This is a genomic window from Pseudoduganella namucuonensis (assembly GCF_900116645.1).
GTDB lineage: Bacteria > Pseudomonadota > Gammaproteobacteria > Burkholderiales > Burkholderiaceae_D > Rugamonas > Rugamonas namucuonensis.
Genome location: NZ_FPBO01000037.1, coordinates 1 through 14,167 on the forward strand (window position 1 = coordinate 1; position 14,167 = coordinate 14,167).

22 protein-coding genes are annotated in these 14,167 nt (G+C 56.7%); 5 read left to right on the forward strand and 17 right to left on the reverse strand.

From position 1 onward, the window contains the following. Positions 1–146: 146 nt before the first annotated feature. The 14 genes from BM436_RS36495 to BM436_RS36505 form a co-directional block, all read right to left on the reverse strand. Positions 147–344, reverse strand: a complete 198-nt coding sequence (locus BM436_RS36495) for a hypothetical protein (protein ID WP_143133344.1) — start codon at positions 342–344, stop codon at positions 147–149. Further along, complete coding sequence (locus BM436_RS28790; protein WP_093559274.1) at positions 341–688, reverse strand: hypothetical protein; 348 nt, start codon at positions 686–688, stop codon at positions 341–343. Before BM436_RS28790 ends, BM436_RS36495 begins: the two co-directional genes overlap by 4 nt. Before the next feature lie 10 nt (positions 689–698). Next, positions 699–1,496 (reverse strand): major capsid protein P2, encoded by a 798-nt coding sequence (locus BM436_RS28795; RefSeq protein ID WP_093559276.1) that lies wholly within the window; start codon positions 1,494–1,496, stop codon positions 699–701. Positions 1,497–1,773: 277 nt separating this feature from the next. After that, positions 1,774–2,466, reverse strand: coding sequence for a hypothetical protein (locus BM436_RS28800; RefSeq protein WP_093559278.1), 693 nt, complete (start codon positions 2,464–2,466; stop codon positions 1,774–1,776). Beyond that, positions 2,453–2,947, reverse strand: coding sequence for a hypothetical protein (locus BM436_RS28805; RefSeq protein ID WP_093559280.1), 495 nt, complete (start codon positions 2,945–2,947; stop codon positions 2,453–2,455). Before BM436_RS28805 ends, BM436_RS28800 begins: the two co-directional genes overlap by 14 nt. Positions 2,948–2,954: 7 nt before the next feature. Then, positions 2,955–3,302 (reverse strand): hypothetical protein, encoded by a 348-nt coding sequence (locus BM436_RS36500; RefSeq protein ID WP_143133345.1) that lies wholly within the window; start codon positions 3,300–3,302, stop codon positions 2,955–2,957. A gap of 43 nt (positions 3,303–3,345) precedes the next feature. Then, positions 3,346–3,576, reverse strand: a complete 231-nt coding sequence (locus BM436_RS28810) for a hypothetical protein (RefSeq protein ID WP_093559282.1) — start codon at positions 3,574–3,576, stop codon at positions 3,346–3,348. Next, positions 3,573–3,713: a hypothetical protein gene (locus tag BM436_RS37280; protein WP_177307584.1), complete on the reverse strand. Its 141-nt coding sequence runs from the start codon at positions 3,711–3,713 to the stop codon at positions 3,573–3,575. The genes BM436_RS28810 and BM436_RS37280 overlap by 4 nt, the downstream gene beginning before the upstream one ends. Continuing rightward, a complete protein-coding gene (locus BM436_RS28815) occupies positions 3,694–5,418 on the reverse strand; it encodes a replication endonuclease (RefSeq protein WP_229490824.1) in 1,725 nt (574 codons plus the stop codon). Before BM436_RS28815 ends, BM436_RS37280 begins: the two co-directional genes overlap by 20 nt. Positions 5,419–5,525: 107 nt before the next feature. Continuing rightward, positions 5,526–5,723 (reverse strand): hypothetical protein, encoded by a 198-nt coding sequence (locus BM436_RS28820; protein ID WP_093559286.1) that lies wholly within the window; start codon positions 5,721–5,723, stop codon positions 5,526–5,528. Positions 5,724–5,809: 86 nt separating this feature from the next. Next, positions 5,810–6,580 carry a DNA adenine methylase gene (locus BM436_RS28825; protein ID WP_093559288.1) on the reverse strand — a complete coding sequence of 257 codons (771 nt, stop codon included), beginning with the start codon at positions 6,578–6,580 and terminating at the stop codon, positions 5,810–5,812. Continuing rightward, entirely contained in the window at positions 6,577–6,756 is a 180-nt protein-coding gene (locus tag BM436_RS28830; RefSeq protein WP_093559290.1) for a hypothetical protein, read from the reverse strand. Before BM436_RS28830 ends, BM436_RS28825 begins: the two co-directional genes overlap by 4 nt. Further along, a complete protein-coding gene (locus tag BM436_RS28835; protein ID WP_093559292.1) occupies positions 6,753–6,950 on the reverse strand; it encodes a hypothetical protein in 198 nt (65 codons plus the stop codon). The genes BM436_RS28830 and BM436_RS28835 overlap by 4 nt, the downstream gene beginning before the upstream one ends. Beyond that, a complete protein-coding gene (locus BM436_RS36505) occupies positions 6,947–7,138 on the reverse strand; it encodes a hypothetical protein (protein WP_143133346.1) in 192 nt (63 codons plus the stop codon). Before BM436_RS36505 ends, BM436_RS28835 begins: the two co-directional genes overlap by 4 nt. A 212-nt stretch (positions 7,139–7,350) precedes the next feature. On the opposite strand from BM436_RS36505, the gene BM436_RS28840 reads away from it, so the two are divergent. From BM436_RS28840 to BM436_RS28860, 5 genes are all read left to right on the forward strand, one after another. Then, positions 7,351–7,776, forward strand: coding sequence for a hypothetical protein (locus BM436_RS28840; protein ID WP_143133347.1), 426 nt, complete (start codon positions 7,351–7,353; stop codon positions 7,774–7,776). Next, on the forward strand, positions 7,773–8,102 hold the full coding sequence (locus BM436_RS28845; RefSeq protein ID WP_093559296.1) for a helix-turn-helix domain-containing protein: 330 nt from the start codon (positions 7,773–7,775) through the stop codon (positions 8,100–8,102). The genes BM436_RS28840 and BM436_RS28845 overlap by 4 nt, the downstream gene beginning before the upstream one ends. Positions 8,103–8,298: 196 nt before the next feature. Continuing rightward, the gene (locus BM436_RS28850; RefSeq protein WP_229490827.1) at positions 8,299–9,465 is read left to right on the forward strand and encodes a tyrosine-type recombinase/integrase; all 1,167 of its coding nucleotides are present in this window, start codon (positions 8,299–8,301) and stop codon (positions 9,463–9,465) included. Between the two features lie 2 nt (positions 9,466–9,467). Then, positions 9,468–10,046 (forward strand): hypothetical protein, encoded by a 579-nt coding sequence (locus BM436_RS38090; RefSeq protein WP_229490829.1) that lies wholly within the window; start codon positions 9,468–9,470, stop codon positions 10,044–10,046. 198 nt (positions 10,047–10,244) lie between these two features. Further along, positions 10,245–10,682 (forward strand): hypothetical protein, encoded by a 438-nt coding sequence (locus tag BM436_RS28860; protein ID WP_093559300.1) that lies wholly within the window; start codon positions 10,245–10,247, stop codon positions 10,680–10,682. A 29-nt stretch (positions 10,683–10,711) separates the two neighbouring features. Here the strand turns inward: BM436_RS28860 and BM436_RS28865 are convergent, their stop codons facing one another. From BM436_RS28865 to BM436_RS36510, 3 genes are all read right to left on the reverse strand, one after another. Next, positions 10,712–11,203 carry a nucleoside 2-deoxyribosyltransferase gene (locus BM436_RS28865; protein ID WP_093559302.1) on the reverse strand — a complete coding sequence of 164 codons (492 nt, stop codon included), beginning with the start codon at positions 11,201–11,203 and terminating at the stop codon, positions 10,712–10,714. Further along, on the reverse strand, positions 11,193–12,773 hold the full coding sequence (locus BM436_RS28870) for an SIR2 family protein (protein WP_177307586.1): 1,581 nt from the start codon (positions 12,771–12,773) through the stop codon (positions 11,193–11,195). The genes BM436_RS28865 and BM436_RS28870 overlap by 11 nt, the downstream gene beginning before the upstream one ends. A gap of 83 nt (positions 12,774–12,856) precedes the next feature. Then, the gene (locus tag BM436_RS36510; protein WP_143133348.1) at positions 12,857–14,116 is read right to left on the reverse strand and encodes a GIY-YIG domain-containing protein; all 1,260 of its coding nucleotides are present in this window, start codon (positions 14,114–14,116) and stop codon (positions 12,857–12,859) included. Positions 14,117–14,167: the final 51 nt, after the last annotated feature.

Below are 14,167 nucleotides of genomic sequence, written 5' to 3' on the forward strand. Positions count from 1 at the left end.
CAGCACCACCTCGAACAGCTTGGCGCCGCGCATGCCCGCCTCCATGGAGCCCAGGCCGGCGCTGGTGTCGCGATCCGGCGTGTACGCGGCGGCGTAGGCCGCGCGCGCCTCCTCGTCCAGCACGCCCGGGCGCACTTGGGCCAGCATCAGCCGCGCTTCTTCAGCAGCACCACCGCCGCCAAGGCGGCCAGGGCGATCATCACCCAGGTGGTGCCCGTCATCTGGTTGCCGGCGAAGTTGACGGACCAGTCGCCGCTGTTGATGCCCGCGCTGCCGCCGCCGGCACTGCCGCCGGTCGCCGTGGCGCTGGACGACATTTGCATGGGTGGGAGGGACGGCATCATTTGGATTTCACCACGTAGAAGACGCCCGCGCCGATCAGCAGCCAGAACAGCAGGCGACTATCTGTCGCGCGCGCCTGGGCCGCCTGGGTCTGCACCGCGCGGATCGGCGCGGTGGCGACACCGGACATTTTTTGCTGGTCGCGGACCATGGCGTAATTCATGGCCTTGTCGATGGTGCCGGCGAACCAGTTCGACAGCGCGGGGCTCACATACTCGCCACTGCCACCGCCGGTCGGCGTGTACGTCGTCATCGGCGCCGCGCCCTGGCTGTTGTCGGCGTAGATGCCGCCATGGGTGTCCGGCTCCCAGCCGGCCGCCGAAAAGAGGTCGCCCCATTCGTCCATGTCGATCCCCTTACGCCAGGCGCTTCATGTCGTCCACGTAGTCGATATAGCACTTGAGCGTGTCGGCGGCGCTGGTGGTCAGGCGCAGCAGGCATTCGTTGACGCCGGCCGTGTTGAGCATGTTCATCATGTTGCCGTCGGCCACGAAGTCCAGCACGATAATCCCGGCCTGCGGCACAAGGCGGTTGCGCTTCTGCGCGAATTCGATCGATGCCTTTTTGGCGCGGATGCGCGGCGTGGCGTTGGTGCGCAACTCCACGGCGGTCACGTTGGGGGCGTGCAGCCAGATCCGCTTGATCAGGCCGCCATTGATCGCCACCGGCAGCATGATGTCGTTCTCGCCCACGTTGGGCAGCGGGACGTTGAAGTCCTTGCGGCGCAGGATGAACGGGTTTGGGGTCGGTTCGCGGTATTCCGCCTCCGCCTTCATGACGATGCCGCCAGGCGCCGCCGCCTTGATCTCGATCTCGAAGACCAGGGACGCCAGCAGGTTGCGCGGCACGGCCGACAGGTACTGTGCGGCGGCGCCGCCGCGCGTGTTCGGCTCGGTGAAGTCGATGGTCAGCACGGAGGCGTCAACGAACAGGCCCTGGTAGGCATCGCGGATGCCGATCAGCGAGCCGTCGTCCACGAAGAAGGTCACGCCATTGGCCTTGCCTTCGATGCGGCCGATGTGGGCCTTGGTCAGGCCGCCCGACAGATTCAGGTGGATTTTGTCGAAGGTGGCGAAGTAGGACAGCTTCAGCACCGCCGTGGCGCCTGGCACGACGTTTTGCAGGTCGATCTGCTGATCGTAATTTGAACTCATGTTCTCTTCCTTGGGATGGGGTTGCGGGGCGGCGCGCCGGGCGGGCCGACGGTCAGACGCTTACGCGCCTGGCAGGTAGGCGCCGACGACGGGAATCTTGTATTTCGACTGCACGAAGCCCACGACGGCGTAGGCGGCCAGCGCGATCAGTGCGGTGTGGATCATGGCTTTGTTCATGATGGGGTCCTGTAATTGGGAGGGGTCTGTTTGTTCAACAGCCCCGATCCTGCCCGCGTGGCGGCGGCGAGGAAAGGGGCGGTAACCGTACCCGTTACCGTTACAGGGATTTGTTGATGCCGCGACGGACGGAAAGGTCGGGATTTTTGTGGAAAAAGTGGAAGTTGGGCAGTTCGCGCAACTGGTCCATGCCCTTTTTCGCCACAGTCTTGCCGGTGGCGCCAGGCGCATACGCCGTTTGCAGCCGCAGCACGTCGGCCATCACCTTGGCGTCGTTGTCGTAGTTGACGCGGTAACAGCGCACCTCGGTGCAGTTGCCCATGAAGTCCTTGTCGATGTTCGCCGGCCGCTGGGCCACGCCGATGATGGTCAGCCCCCGGTGCCGGCCCGCCGTGGACAGCTTGCGCCAGGCCGGCGGGGACCACGACGGCATGGTGACGCCCGACAGTTCCTCCACCAGCAGCTTGGTCGCGGGCTCCATTTCCCAGGCGATGCGGCAGAAGCGGTCGAACTGCAGCTTTACCGCCGCCGCGTCTCCGGTCGGCACGTACACGATGGCCTTGGTCCCGGTCTGGACCTGGGCCACCAGTTCGGAGATTTTGCCGCGCACCACCACGCCGCTGGAGAAGCCGGCGTAGTCGTCCGTCTCCTCCAGCGGGGACCAGACCAGCAGGCGCGGGAACTTCTTCAGCAATTCCCCCTTGATGTAGCTGCTCTTGCCGGTGCCGCTGGCGCCGATCACCGCCACGATGTCGGCCTTGTTGCGGGTGCCGGCCGTCTTAGGCGGGGACACTGAAGCCCCCGGGCGCCTGGTCCATCGGGCCGCGCGGCTGGTTCAGGTCCGTCACGTCGCGCTCTGGCTCGGGTTGCACTGGCTTTTCGCGCCTGGCCCGGTCGAGGTGATGCTTGACGACGAAGTAGGTCGGCACGGCCAGCGGGATCGTAGCGGCCAGCAGCGCCATTTCCGGGCCAATGACCTTGGCCGCGTCCCAGCCGCGCTTCTCAGCTACCATCGCCATTCCCGCGCCCCAGGCATAGCACGCTTTGTGAGTGTAGACCTCAGCCAGTTCCGGCATTGCCATCGACAGGACGCCGCCCACCAGAATCGGGATCTGCGCCCAGGATTCGGCGGGGTCGATGCGCTCCAACTCCGGGTGGAGCTTGGCGTGGTCGGCATCGGCCTGGGCCTGCTCCTCAAACGCGGATTCCAGCGCGATGCGATCCAGCGCGCTCATTTCGGGCTGGCCGCCCTGGTTGTCGTTCTCGTTTTCCATGGTGGTCCTATTTCGCTAAAAGTGGTTGGAACCAGCCCGGTTTCGGGGCTGGCTTCGGTGGGGGCGTGGGCGCGGCGGTCGGTGCCGGGGGCGCTGGCCGCGCGGCCGGGGCCGCCGGCGGGGCTTCTGTCGGTAAGGGAACCGGCGGCGCCGTCGCTGCCGGTTCCCTTACCGTTACCGTTACAGGCCGCATCCGGGCGCGCAGCTTCTTGTCGCGGAACGGGTTGCGGGTGAAGACCTGGGCATTGCAGTCCACGCAATGGATGTAGGCGTGGTCATTCTTGTCCTCCTTCACCTCGGCATCGCCGAAGCCGCAGACAGGACATTCCACATGGCCGATTGCTGTTTTTTTCATGGTGTCGTCGTCCCGGGCGGCCGGCGCGGCGCCGCCCTGCTGGTTACTTTTTGCCGGCGGCGGCCTTGCGGCGGCCCGCTGGGGCCTTTTTCTTGGCCGGGATGGTCGGAGGCTTAGGCGCGGCCTCGTTCGCGGCGTGGTGGCCCGCGTCGTCGGCCGGCGAGGCCTTCTCGCGGTCGTGGACATGGCAGGTTTGCGCCGTGCACCGGCCGCCGTCAGCGCCTTTCAGGTATTCCGCCATCATTTCCGGCGGCACGTAGGGGTTGCGGTTCATTTCAGGACTCCTTTCAGGGTTTCCCAGTTCAGATTCGCCGCCAGCTTCCGAAGGAAATCCTTCGCAGGCCCTGGCAGATAAAGCCCGTACTGCCGTACCAGCGCGATGGCTTCGCGCTCAAGTTCCGTTGTTTCCATGGTTCTCCATGTGGGTTTTGTACTCGTCGGTGTCGAAATAGGCGAAATCGAAGGCCGCGAAGTACTCCGAATCGTCGTGAGGCGGGATTTCGACAGGCCATGGCGTGTCCACCTCCCAAAACGGCGCCGTCTCGACCGGCGGGACCGTACAGTTATTTACAGAGCTCCAAGTGCGGCCGATGGCCGCCGCGCCGCCGCTCCGCTGCCACTGGTGGCGAGTGCTGGCGTATACGGCGTCAGGCATGGCCTTGCAGTAGATGCCCACTGGCGCCGGCCGCTCCGCGAGCCCATAGCGGCCCTCGCGCAGTTCCGTGCGCACCGCGAGCCCCACGCGGTACGCGCGGCCTTGGTTGACGCCGCCCTGGGCGCGGATGTAGTCGGCGAAGTCGGCGGCGTGCTGCACGATCACCTCGCCCGTCTCCGCGTCCGTGGTGGTGACGCGCTGGCACGCCGCCCAGGCCGCGCGGACGTGTTCCGGCGCCGCAGCAACCTGTTCCTCGGCCACGCGGCGCAGTTCACGCCACACCGTGACCGGCGGCTGGCCCACGGCCTGGAACTGGCGAATGCCCCAGCAACTGGCCCAGGCCTCCACGCGCTGGCTCGGCTTGATGATCTGGTCGCCCACGAGGTCGCGCTCGATCACGTTGCCGTCCACGTCCACGTGCTCGCCTACGTGCTCGTCGTCTATGTTCTTCGCCACGTACTTGGCGATGTAGCCGGCGGCGGTCCCCTTGTCGGCCTCGATCCGGACAATCTTGATGCGGTTCTTGGCGGCGCCGGCCTCCTCGCGGTCTTCCGCCAGCGCGTACACGCGCAGGTTGCGCTGCAAGCGCGTCACCTGGGCGGCCGGCACGAACAGCAGCAAGTGCCAGTGCGGACAGCCATCGTGGTGCGGCTCGGCGATGCGGAAGCCGCAGGGGCTGATGCCGTCGCGGTGGTTCTTGGCGCGCACGCAGGCCCACACGTCCATGAGCGCGGCCTGGGCCTCGCGCGGCGTGGCGCCGTTGTAGTTGGGGTTCGCCGTGCCGCTCTTCGCCAGCACCGCGTGGTATTTGCTCGGTGCCGTTAGGGTAACGAACACGCCGACGTGGCCTAGCTGGTTGGCGATGGCTTCGCAGCCGGCCATGCGGAGCATGAGCTCGCCGCGCCGGATGGCCTTGTTGCCGACACCTCGCGCGGCCAGTTCGGCCAGGGTGAATTCGTGGCCGTCCTCGTTGACCATGTTGATGGCGTTGAGCGCACGCGCATTGCGGGTGTTCTGCGCCTGGCGGCGCTGCACCGTCTCGTTGCTGGCGTAGGCGCCGGCCCGAACGTGCACGAATCCCAGGCGGATGGCGGCGTGTTCGAAGGTGCGCCCGTGGACGCGGCGCAGATTGACACGCCACCACCCCGGGTCCACGCATCGCCGGATGAACTGGACGTCGTCGGCAATCTTCGGCGCCTCCAGGCCCCGATTCGCCACCATCCAAGCCATCCGCGCGCGCAGGGCCTTGGGGTCTGTTATCTCCGGCGTTTCGACCCGCAACACGCGGTCGCCCACCAGCGTATCGGCTTCCTTCCGCGTCCCCGCGCTGGCGCATTCAGCGGCGTACCGCTCGGCCGCAATGCAAAGCTGTGCGTCCGTGCAGTCCAAGGGTATCGGGGCATTCGTCACAGCATCCAGCAGCACGGCCAGCCTCTTGTAGCGTTCCGTCATCTCGCCCATGATCCCGCGTGCGCGCTCGGTGCTGAGCTCCTCATATGCGCGCTTGCCCCATCGTGGGGGCAGGCCCTTGACGGACTTGCGGCCATTCTCTTGCTGGATGATCGGCATCAGTGCAACAGGACGTGTGTGACGGGCGTGGTGTCGCGCATGCACTGCGCGGCCACGTGGAGGTGGGCCGTGACCATTTCCAGCGCCATGGCGATATGGTGCCGCTCAGCGCGGGTGAAGGCGGCCAGCGGGTCGGTGGCGCGCTCGCGCGGCAGGCGGGCCACCATCATGACGACGATGCGGGCCGGCGCCGGCACGAGCGCCCAAAATGCGGCCCGCTCATTCTCCCGGTCTTCGGCAGCGGCCAGGGCGGACACAGCGGCCGGCTTCGTGACGGGCGTCCTCACCTGGTGGCCTCGCACATTTCAGCGATGATCGAGCGCGACCGCCCATCGCCATTTTTGCCGGCGCCGGCCGCTTCGAGATCCTGCATCGCCGAAAGCAGCGCGGCGCGTTCGAGCGCGGGAAGCTGCTGCAATCGCTGGACCCAGCGATGCACCTTGCGCTTGATGCGCTCCCGCTCGCGAAATCCCCGGCCGACATAGCCATAATCGGCGAGGACTGCCGGCGCCTCGTAGTTCATCCACACGGATTCCGTTCGCACGCCGCCGCGCGTCATGGCCTGGAAGTCGACGCGGTGCCAGCCTTCGGCCCGGGCCGCATCATCGTAGATGGCGTTGCGGTACCCGGACAGCATGAAGCGCACGCCCCCAGCTGACATCGCCACAAGCGCCGATATCAGATGGTGGTGGTCCTCGTCGGACATTTCGTGTGCATAGATGGCCTTCTTTGTGCGCGTGCTGAGCACATACGGCGGGTCCAGATAGACAAACTCATCACCCACCCACCGATTTGACGAGAGCCAGCATATCGCATCGGCATTGATGACGGTGACGCCGGCAAGGCCTGCATCGCCGCGCGCGTCGATGGTCGACCGCAGCACGTCGGCCTGGCGCGGATCGCGCTCGATCAGAATTGACGATGCTGCAGGAGCCTTGCGCTCGTAGACGTTGGCGCCGCCCGCGAACGCCTCAATGTAGACGCGGTGCGGCGGAATCAGGTTGATGATGGTCTGGTAGACGCCCGCGCCACCTTTGCCGCCGGGGTACTTCATGGCCGGCCCCCGAACTCCTCCAGCGCCGCCGCGACGCGGCTGCACTCATGGTTCCAGAAAACGACGTTGGCCGAGTCGGCCGGGAAGATCTGCCGGGCCAGGGACAGCGATTCCTTGGCCTTGATCAGCTTTTCGAACAACGCGTAGCGCGCCTGGGCGATGGCGGCGGGGCTCATACCGGCGCCGTCCCAATGGTGGGAACGCGCGGCATCCGCGCCAACTTGTCCGCCGCCACGTAGGCAACCAAGCCCACGAAGCAGATGGCCGCAAGCTGAGGGTGGGACAGCATGGCGGCCAGCGCCTCAACGGCCTCACGCTCCTCCTTGGTCATTTTCGCCGGTTGCGGCGCACTTTTGGCGAGGTCGATCATGCGGCCTCCAGCTTCTTGATGGCCGCTTCCATTTCCGCCACGACTTCGTACCAGCTATCGCTGGCCGCGCCCCTGGAAATCTCCGCGTAGTCCTTGAAGTCGCGCAGGCGGTATTTCATCGCGGCCAGCACATGGGCGCGCTCGACCGGCGACAGCGTAACTGTTTTGTAATCTTGTGTAACAGACATATGGCCCCCTAAGGCTGTCCACCCCCATCAAGAATGTCGGACGGCCCCGGCAGGGCCGGATTTGCTTAGGGGGCGTAGAGATTGCCGTCCGACAAGCCGGATTATATGTAGTTGGCGATTACTGCGCAACCAGTAACTACATATTGCGCATTAGCCATCGATTGCATATGCTTCGCGTAACTGCCCATTCGGGCGCACCTTAGGGGGTGAAATTGAAAAAAATCTGCATGGCCGGGCTGCTGCTTGGCCTTTCGTCCGTCGCTCATAGCGCTGTGCCTATCAACATGAACTGCGGCATGTCGGTCAAGGCATTCTTCACGCCGCTCATCCAGGGACGGCTCATCAACCCGAAGCCCTTTCACGTCACGCCGGGGTCCTCCCTGAACCAATTCCGGCCTAAGGCATTTGTTGGACTGACCGCGTTCGATCTGCCGGTTACGACGGTGGTCGGGTTCACGGATGAGCCGCTGCTGTTTACCAAGGTGGCGGAGGTTACGCAGGATGTTTATGGGGTGGTCGTTCGTGAAGGCATTGGGAACGTGCAAGCTCACCTGTCCTCTCTTGGGGTGCCGAACGCGCGGATTTTCCGCGTTGACGCGAAAGCAACACTGATCCTTTGCAAAGGAGAAATGCAATGAGAACCACTGGTGAATATCTGGACTTGATCAAGGTCAAACTGAGACTGCCCAGCGATTACGCTGTAGCCAAAGTGCTGGGCATCACGCACGTTTCGGTCAGCAACCTGCGCAACGGCAAGTCCAGCATGGGGATTGAGACGGCTATGAAGGTAGCCGAAATCCTTGGGGTGGATGAGCACCAAATCTATTCAGACGGCCAATTTGAACGCGCTAAAACGCCCGAGTTGCTCAACTTCTGGAAGGCAATTTCGGACAAATTCTCCGCGTCTTTCACTGACCTCCTATCGGGCTGCAGCCCGCGCCGTTACAGGGTTTCGGCGCGCTGATAGGCAGCAAAGGTTGCACTAAGCATTCTATAAATTATGCGAAAGCCTGGTAGTTAACAGGGTGTTGCATAGTTTGAGAATTTACCGCAACAACTCTACGGTAAATGGTATGTTTAGGCGTTGCGTTTCACGAAAGACGCCGATGATTCTTCAGCTGAACAACTCGCAAGTTCCGCCCAATCTGCGAGGCCCGGTCATGATTGATTCCAAGGGACTTCCGCGCTACTGGGCTACAGTTTGGTCTGCCACAACTGCTGGTGCGTTAGCAGATTCAACGCATCTGAAAAAACTGCGGTATGTCGACAACCTCTATCAGCATGCCGACGACCTGCGGGGCTACGGCGCCTTAGACGATGCGCTGGCGTCGTTGGATGACGCGGCGCTTGGGCAAATCCTCGAGTCGTGGTTCATTTCGATTCGGAATAAGCCTCGCACAACGCCGGCCGACGAAACGCGCTGGCAAGTCGGATTCCATTTCGTCAGTTCAGTCGTGTCCTGGATAGCTAAAAGCGGTTCCGATCAGCTCTTAGGGCAGATCGAAACTCGTCTTCACCAGCTATCAGTCCTGTACAGCCAGTTTCGCGCCAGGAAACGCAATGCACCGGAGTCAATTCGATCTCTACCGGCATCGACGGTCGAAGCGCTCTATCAGCTCCTCGATCCAGAATCCCATAATAATCCGTTTCCTCGGCTTCAAACCCGTTGGCGGATATACGTCGCGTTCATATTGATGTTGCATCAAGGTTTGCGCCGTGGCGAGGTATTGCTTCTGCCAGCAGATGCTATAAAGAGCGGCCATGACGCAAGACTCGGGCGCGTCAGGAGTTGGATCAACATTAGGGAAAACGGATATGAGGACTCGGAACAGGATCCTCGCCATTCCAAACCAGGCATTAAGACTCAAGCCTCAATACGGCAAATTCCCGTCAGCGAAGCAACTGCACGGATCGTGCAAATGTACGCCGAAAACTATCGGGGGCGTGCTGGGCATTCTTTTTTGCTCAGTTCAAAGTCACGAGCACCACTATCCACAGAAGCCCTCACCAAGGCATTTTTGGTGGTCTCGTCCCGCCTTCCATCCGCCGTAGTCGCGGAACTAAAAGCCAGAACAGGAAAAACAACAATCACGCCACACGATCTGCGGCATACATGCTCGGTCGTTCGTCTTCATCAGTTGCTTTTGCAAGGAAACCCCATGGATGAGGCATTGCAGAAAATGAGAACATTCTTCGGATGGTCGCGACAGTCTACGATGCCGGCAAGGTACGCACGCGCAGTATTCGAAGACTGCCTTGCGGGTGTTTGGAATGATGCATTCGACGATCGCGTTGAGCTGTTAAGAGGTCTTCCGGGAGGACATTGAAAATGCAGCCAGAAGAAATGAGCCCCGATGCGTTATATGAGAGCGATCTCACAGCGCAATTCTGTGCCCGATTGCAGCCATTGCCTTCTCCACTTCGTTATTACGACGAGTTTGAAGACTCCACGCGTTCAATCCGCGAGCCGCATCAAGCACGATTATTCGAAATTCATGTCTACGGCAGTATTCGCAAGATCGATTTCAATAAGCGCAATCAGTACAGTGCGCTAATACTGAAGCATGTGTTCGCAATGATGCTGGAGCAAGACCTATCTCCGGCAAGTATCGCAATTAATTTCGCTATGATGCACGATTTCACAGACGACGACCTAGATTCATTGCTACGGACTGGGCCGCTGGAGATCGGGTTACTGTGGTCTTCGTGGCGTTCTCGCGAATGGCAAAAAAGCACATACGTATTGGTCAAACAGGTTCTTCATTTCGAAGCCGATGGCTTCCATGCATCTCCATATGGGCACTGCCTCAATTCATTCACGGTAGATCCCTGTCCGAAGCATCTGGAGTGCTTTGCAAATTGTAGGCATCTTTCAGCTACGACCTGCCGGAAAACCGTCAAAATTTGATCAGCCTTGAAGTGAAGTTCAAGTCCGCCATCGAAGTGATCCGATCACGCTCATCATCCAGCTTGGGCTGGAAGAATCAGCTAGATCATGCGGAAACGCGCCTTGCAGGCGTACAGAAGCTTCTGACCACGCCGGCAGGCCAGGCCCCCTTCCCTCACGGCAGTGATCTTTCGCTTCCCGACACACGAGGTGTTCTAGATGAATAATGAAACTGAATTTCAGGGAGACGCGGAGCAGGAATTGATACGTGTTCTCGAATATTTATTAGCCGAAGATGTGCCGATTACAGCCAGGGCGGTTGCCCGCTTGCATCCGACATTAAAAGCGGCTTCCTCCATTACTCGGAACACTGCGCGAAGCGCCCTTCTCGCGAAGTTTCAGGCGCGACAAGCAGAGTTTCGCCGTTGGCGAAGCCGTAGTACCAAGCTGTCTTCATCCGACTCAGCGGCAACGCTGGCAGCAAAAGACTCCCAAATTTCAGACCTTGAAGCGAACGTGCAATTGCTAACAGCGTCACATGTCGCTATGTTGCGTGCAGTGGGGGAGTTAGGGGGATTTGCCAAGTGGGCTCAATTCTACGAATCCTATGCCATGATTCGCAATAAGTTGTCCACACTAGGTGAATCGCGATTTTAATGATTCTAGCCGACCCAAGATTAGTTGATTCATTGTTGGATTTTCTGACGTGAATATGAAGCGAAATTATTTCGCGCCTCATTCTTTATCCACGCCATCAAATCGTCCACTTTCGTAAAAGCTTTGCCGATTGCCCCAGTAATCATAGGATTATTCCCAAACGGGGCCAGCCTTCGAAAGTCGGTTTGCAGCGATACGCATGCTTTTCCCAAAGCAAAAGCATACCCTAGTTCAACAGCAGCTCCCTCATCTATGGATCGTCCATCTAATAATATAAGCAATAGATCACACCTGTTCACCGCATTAATATCATTCTTAAAAACTGTCGAACACGCTTGATTGTGACTCATTCCTGACGACACAAGATCAGCCATCAAAAATCCATCCTGCTGAGGTAAATAAACATCACAAAACTCTTCAAGCAAATGCTTTAAATATATGTTATAGGAGCGCTCGCCCTCACTAAAAAGCGGACCCGCCATATAAACAACGGGACGATATTTATTTGCTTTATGCATCATAACCTTTTTCCTCAATATCCAAAAGTAATTTATGCATATCTGCCTCTACATAACCTTCTCTAAAAATAATATTTGCCACTTCCTTGGCCACTTCACCTGGGCTCTTTTGAAACGCGTTGATAACTGTAACGCCATTTCCTGGTTTCAATTTTTTATAGACATGGAGTAACGCTTCCTGCTGGTCATTAAGTTTGGTAGCAGTGGTATTTTTGTGCAGCGATATTGCTCGCTCCGCCATAACCTCTGGATCGTTTTTCAAAAAAATAACGTGGCCTGGCATCAAACTTCGTTTAGTTGCTAGTCCGGGTGCTATCGCACTACGAAGAAGCATTGCTTTGGATGACCATTCATCTTTGTCCAAAGTAAATGCAAATGCATCTAGCGGCGCACGATCAATAACATGTATCCCAGCGCTTGCTGTTTTTATGAGATTCAAATTCTTTTGGTTAACTTGTTCGGCCACCCAATTGTCAATCTCTATTTTTTCGGCGTCGGTCAGTAAGTCCGGTGCTTTCTCCATGTTCGGAGCTCGTTGTTCGGTCCATTCATCCTGAGTCAACAAGCTTCTAAAATAATTGACCGTAGTACTTTTTCCTGCTGCAACCGAACCAACGACGAAATAGCGGAATGAAAAATGCGGGACAACCTCCTGAGCAAGCGAGGTAAATTCATGATCTTGAGCCGAAATTAATTGCGCTAAAGAATTAATCTCTTCACCAGTCAGAAAGAGAGTTTGTAAATTGTAGACATTGAAATTCGCAGCAGCCTCAGCGTTATCAGAAATTTCATTTCGCTTGCTTGCATCACGGACATATTTAACAAAATAATGGAAATGCCCGGGGAAATTAACTGCTGATTGCCGCAACAAATGTTTCAGAGTCGGATCCTGCAGTGACAGTCCAACAAGCAAACATGTGGTTTGCGAGAAGTGCGTCGCCAATGATGCGTAGCGCCCTGCCATGCTATCAATTAATTGATCAGCAAAAGAATCTTCCGAAAATACTAAATGATCACTTGGCCGCTCTCCACGAGTAAAAGGAAGAAATCCATTAGGGTGATAAATTACACCACCTGAACGAGAATGGAGTTGAGCGTTACCACTCCACAATGTCCGATATCCTCGGGTTTGCTCACCTTTAGCTTTACTATCCCGAAGAAGCAAACGTTGCAAAGTGTCATCAAAATTATACGTAACTGTTAATGGAGATTTTTTTATTAAGGGAATTAGTGATACTAAATATTTGTCTTCAGCGATTAATTTATCAACATCCTCAGGCAATCCTTTATACAAACTATCGTGTACTATCTTCCTCCATCCAGCTCGCAATTCCATTTCATGCATTCTTGGAGTTTTATCAATTGCTGGATTTTTGGCAGCGTAATGCTGAAACAATTGTTGCGCAAAAGTTGTGCTATTTCTTCCCGATGTACTAATTAATTGTTCAGCTTGTACGCTAGAGTGCTTGGCAATTTCTTCAAGAAGCGTATCCCAGCTCGGAAACTTTAAATCAACTCCAATTCCTGCGCCGAAAACCAAACCAAATTTTTCACGCGCAAACTGTTGTCGCATGTGAACAATTGCTTTTATGTAACGTTGAAGAACGCTTTTAGATACTACCGATCTTATAGATGAATTATTTGGAGTCATATACTTTAAAATAGTTCGTTTTGACCGATAGAGCCGCGAAGCATATTCAAGCGCCAGTTCACCGGCGCTAGAGATTTTGTTGAAATTTTACCTTTTTCATATTTGGCAATAAGCTTCTCAAAGACATTTAAGAACTCAGGATCGTAATTATCACCAACGTAGTTAACATTCCAAAGGCCACTGTTTCTTACATTTTTACTATTACTAAAATTTCCAAGCCAATTCGCACTTGGCAAATCAATTGCACCTCCCTGGGTAAGGAGAGATATCGAATTTTTTTCAATGTATGACCGATCACTGTCGACACTAGCTTCATCGAACACCGGTAAATAAGCGACTCGTAAATCCCTAAGGTATTGTGACACTTCTGATTCCAACTGTACTTCACCATCTCGAATTTCTTTGCTCGCGTTATCTCCAACACCCCAGCTAGTAAGCTCTTTTTTTTGGCTAGCTAGAATAGCATTCCCGACATGAAGTCTAAAAATAGACGATCGGTGGCTTCCTGAACCGTCATCGTTACCGCGATGTGTTCGAAGTCGCTGCCACAACAAAGACTTCGAGCCTTTACTTACACCGTGAGTGCCTATTCGAATTACCCGAAATGTTTCGTGGTGGAAAAATCGAGTTGATTCTCGTCCATCAAAGAAAAAATATACTCCTGCCTTAGGCAGATTTTTACCTTCAAAATCATTGAAAGGAATCATCTGCCCTGGAATTTGCTGTAACCGCCACAGTAAATTATAAAATCTATTGTAGTGACTCAACCGATCCGGATTCGCATTAACGCGCTCTAAGATATCTGCGTGAATGTCTTCAGATATATCACTAAGAGGGTATATAACCAAAAATTCCTCCTGCCTGAGGCGTTCGCGGAGCAATTCTCCATACGCCCCCGTCGCTAAAACAACAAGATATCTTGAAACCAAATTGCACTTCAACAGGCCAGTGACTATTGTCTCAACCCACAAATTCTTGGCGCGAGCAGTTAAAAGATTTAAGTCTTGATCGTAGGGGTCTAGAACTTGGTCGGGAGCCACGAGGCCATGTTTGGCCGAAAGAATGAACCAATTTGATCCAAAATTCTCCGCAAATTTCCGCGCTGCCCTGAAACGCCTAGAAATATATAAATCTTTTGCTGGCGCAGAGTAATCAAGCTTTTGCTTTCCACAAGAAACCAAGATTACAGGTCTCGCCGGGTCAGATGTATTATTTTTCCTACCGCGCACATATTTCATAGTCCAAAGGAAGCCCGATAAATTCATAAATCATAAAGTCATAAATATTTTTGATGCAGAGGCTCCGACTAAGATCCC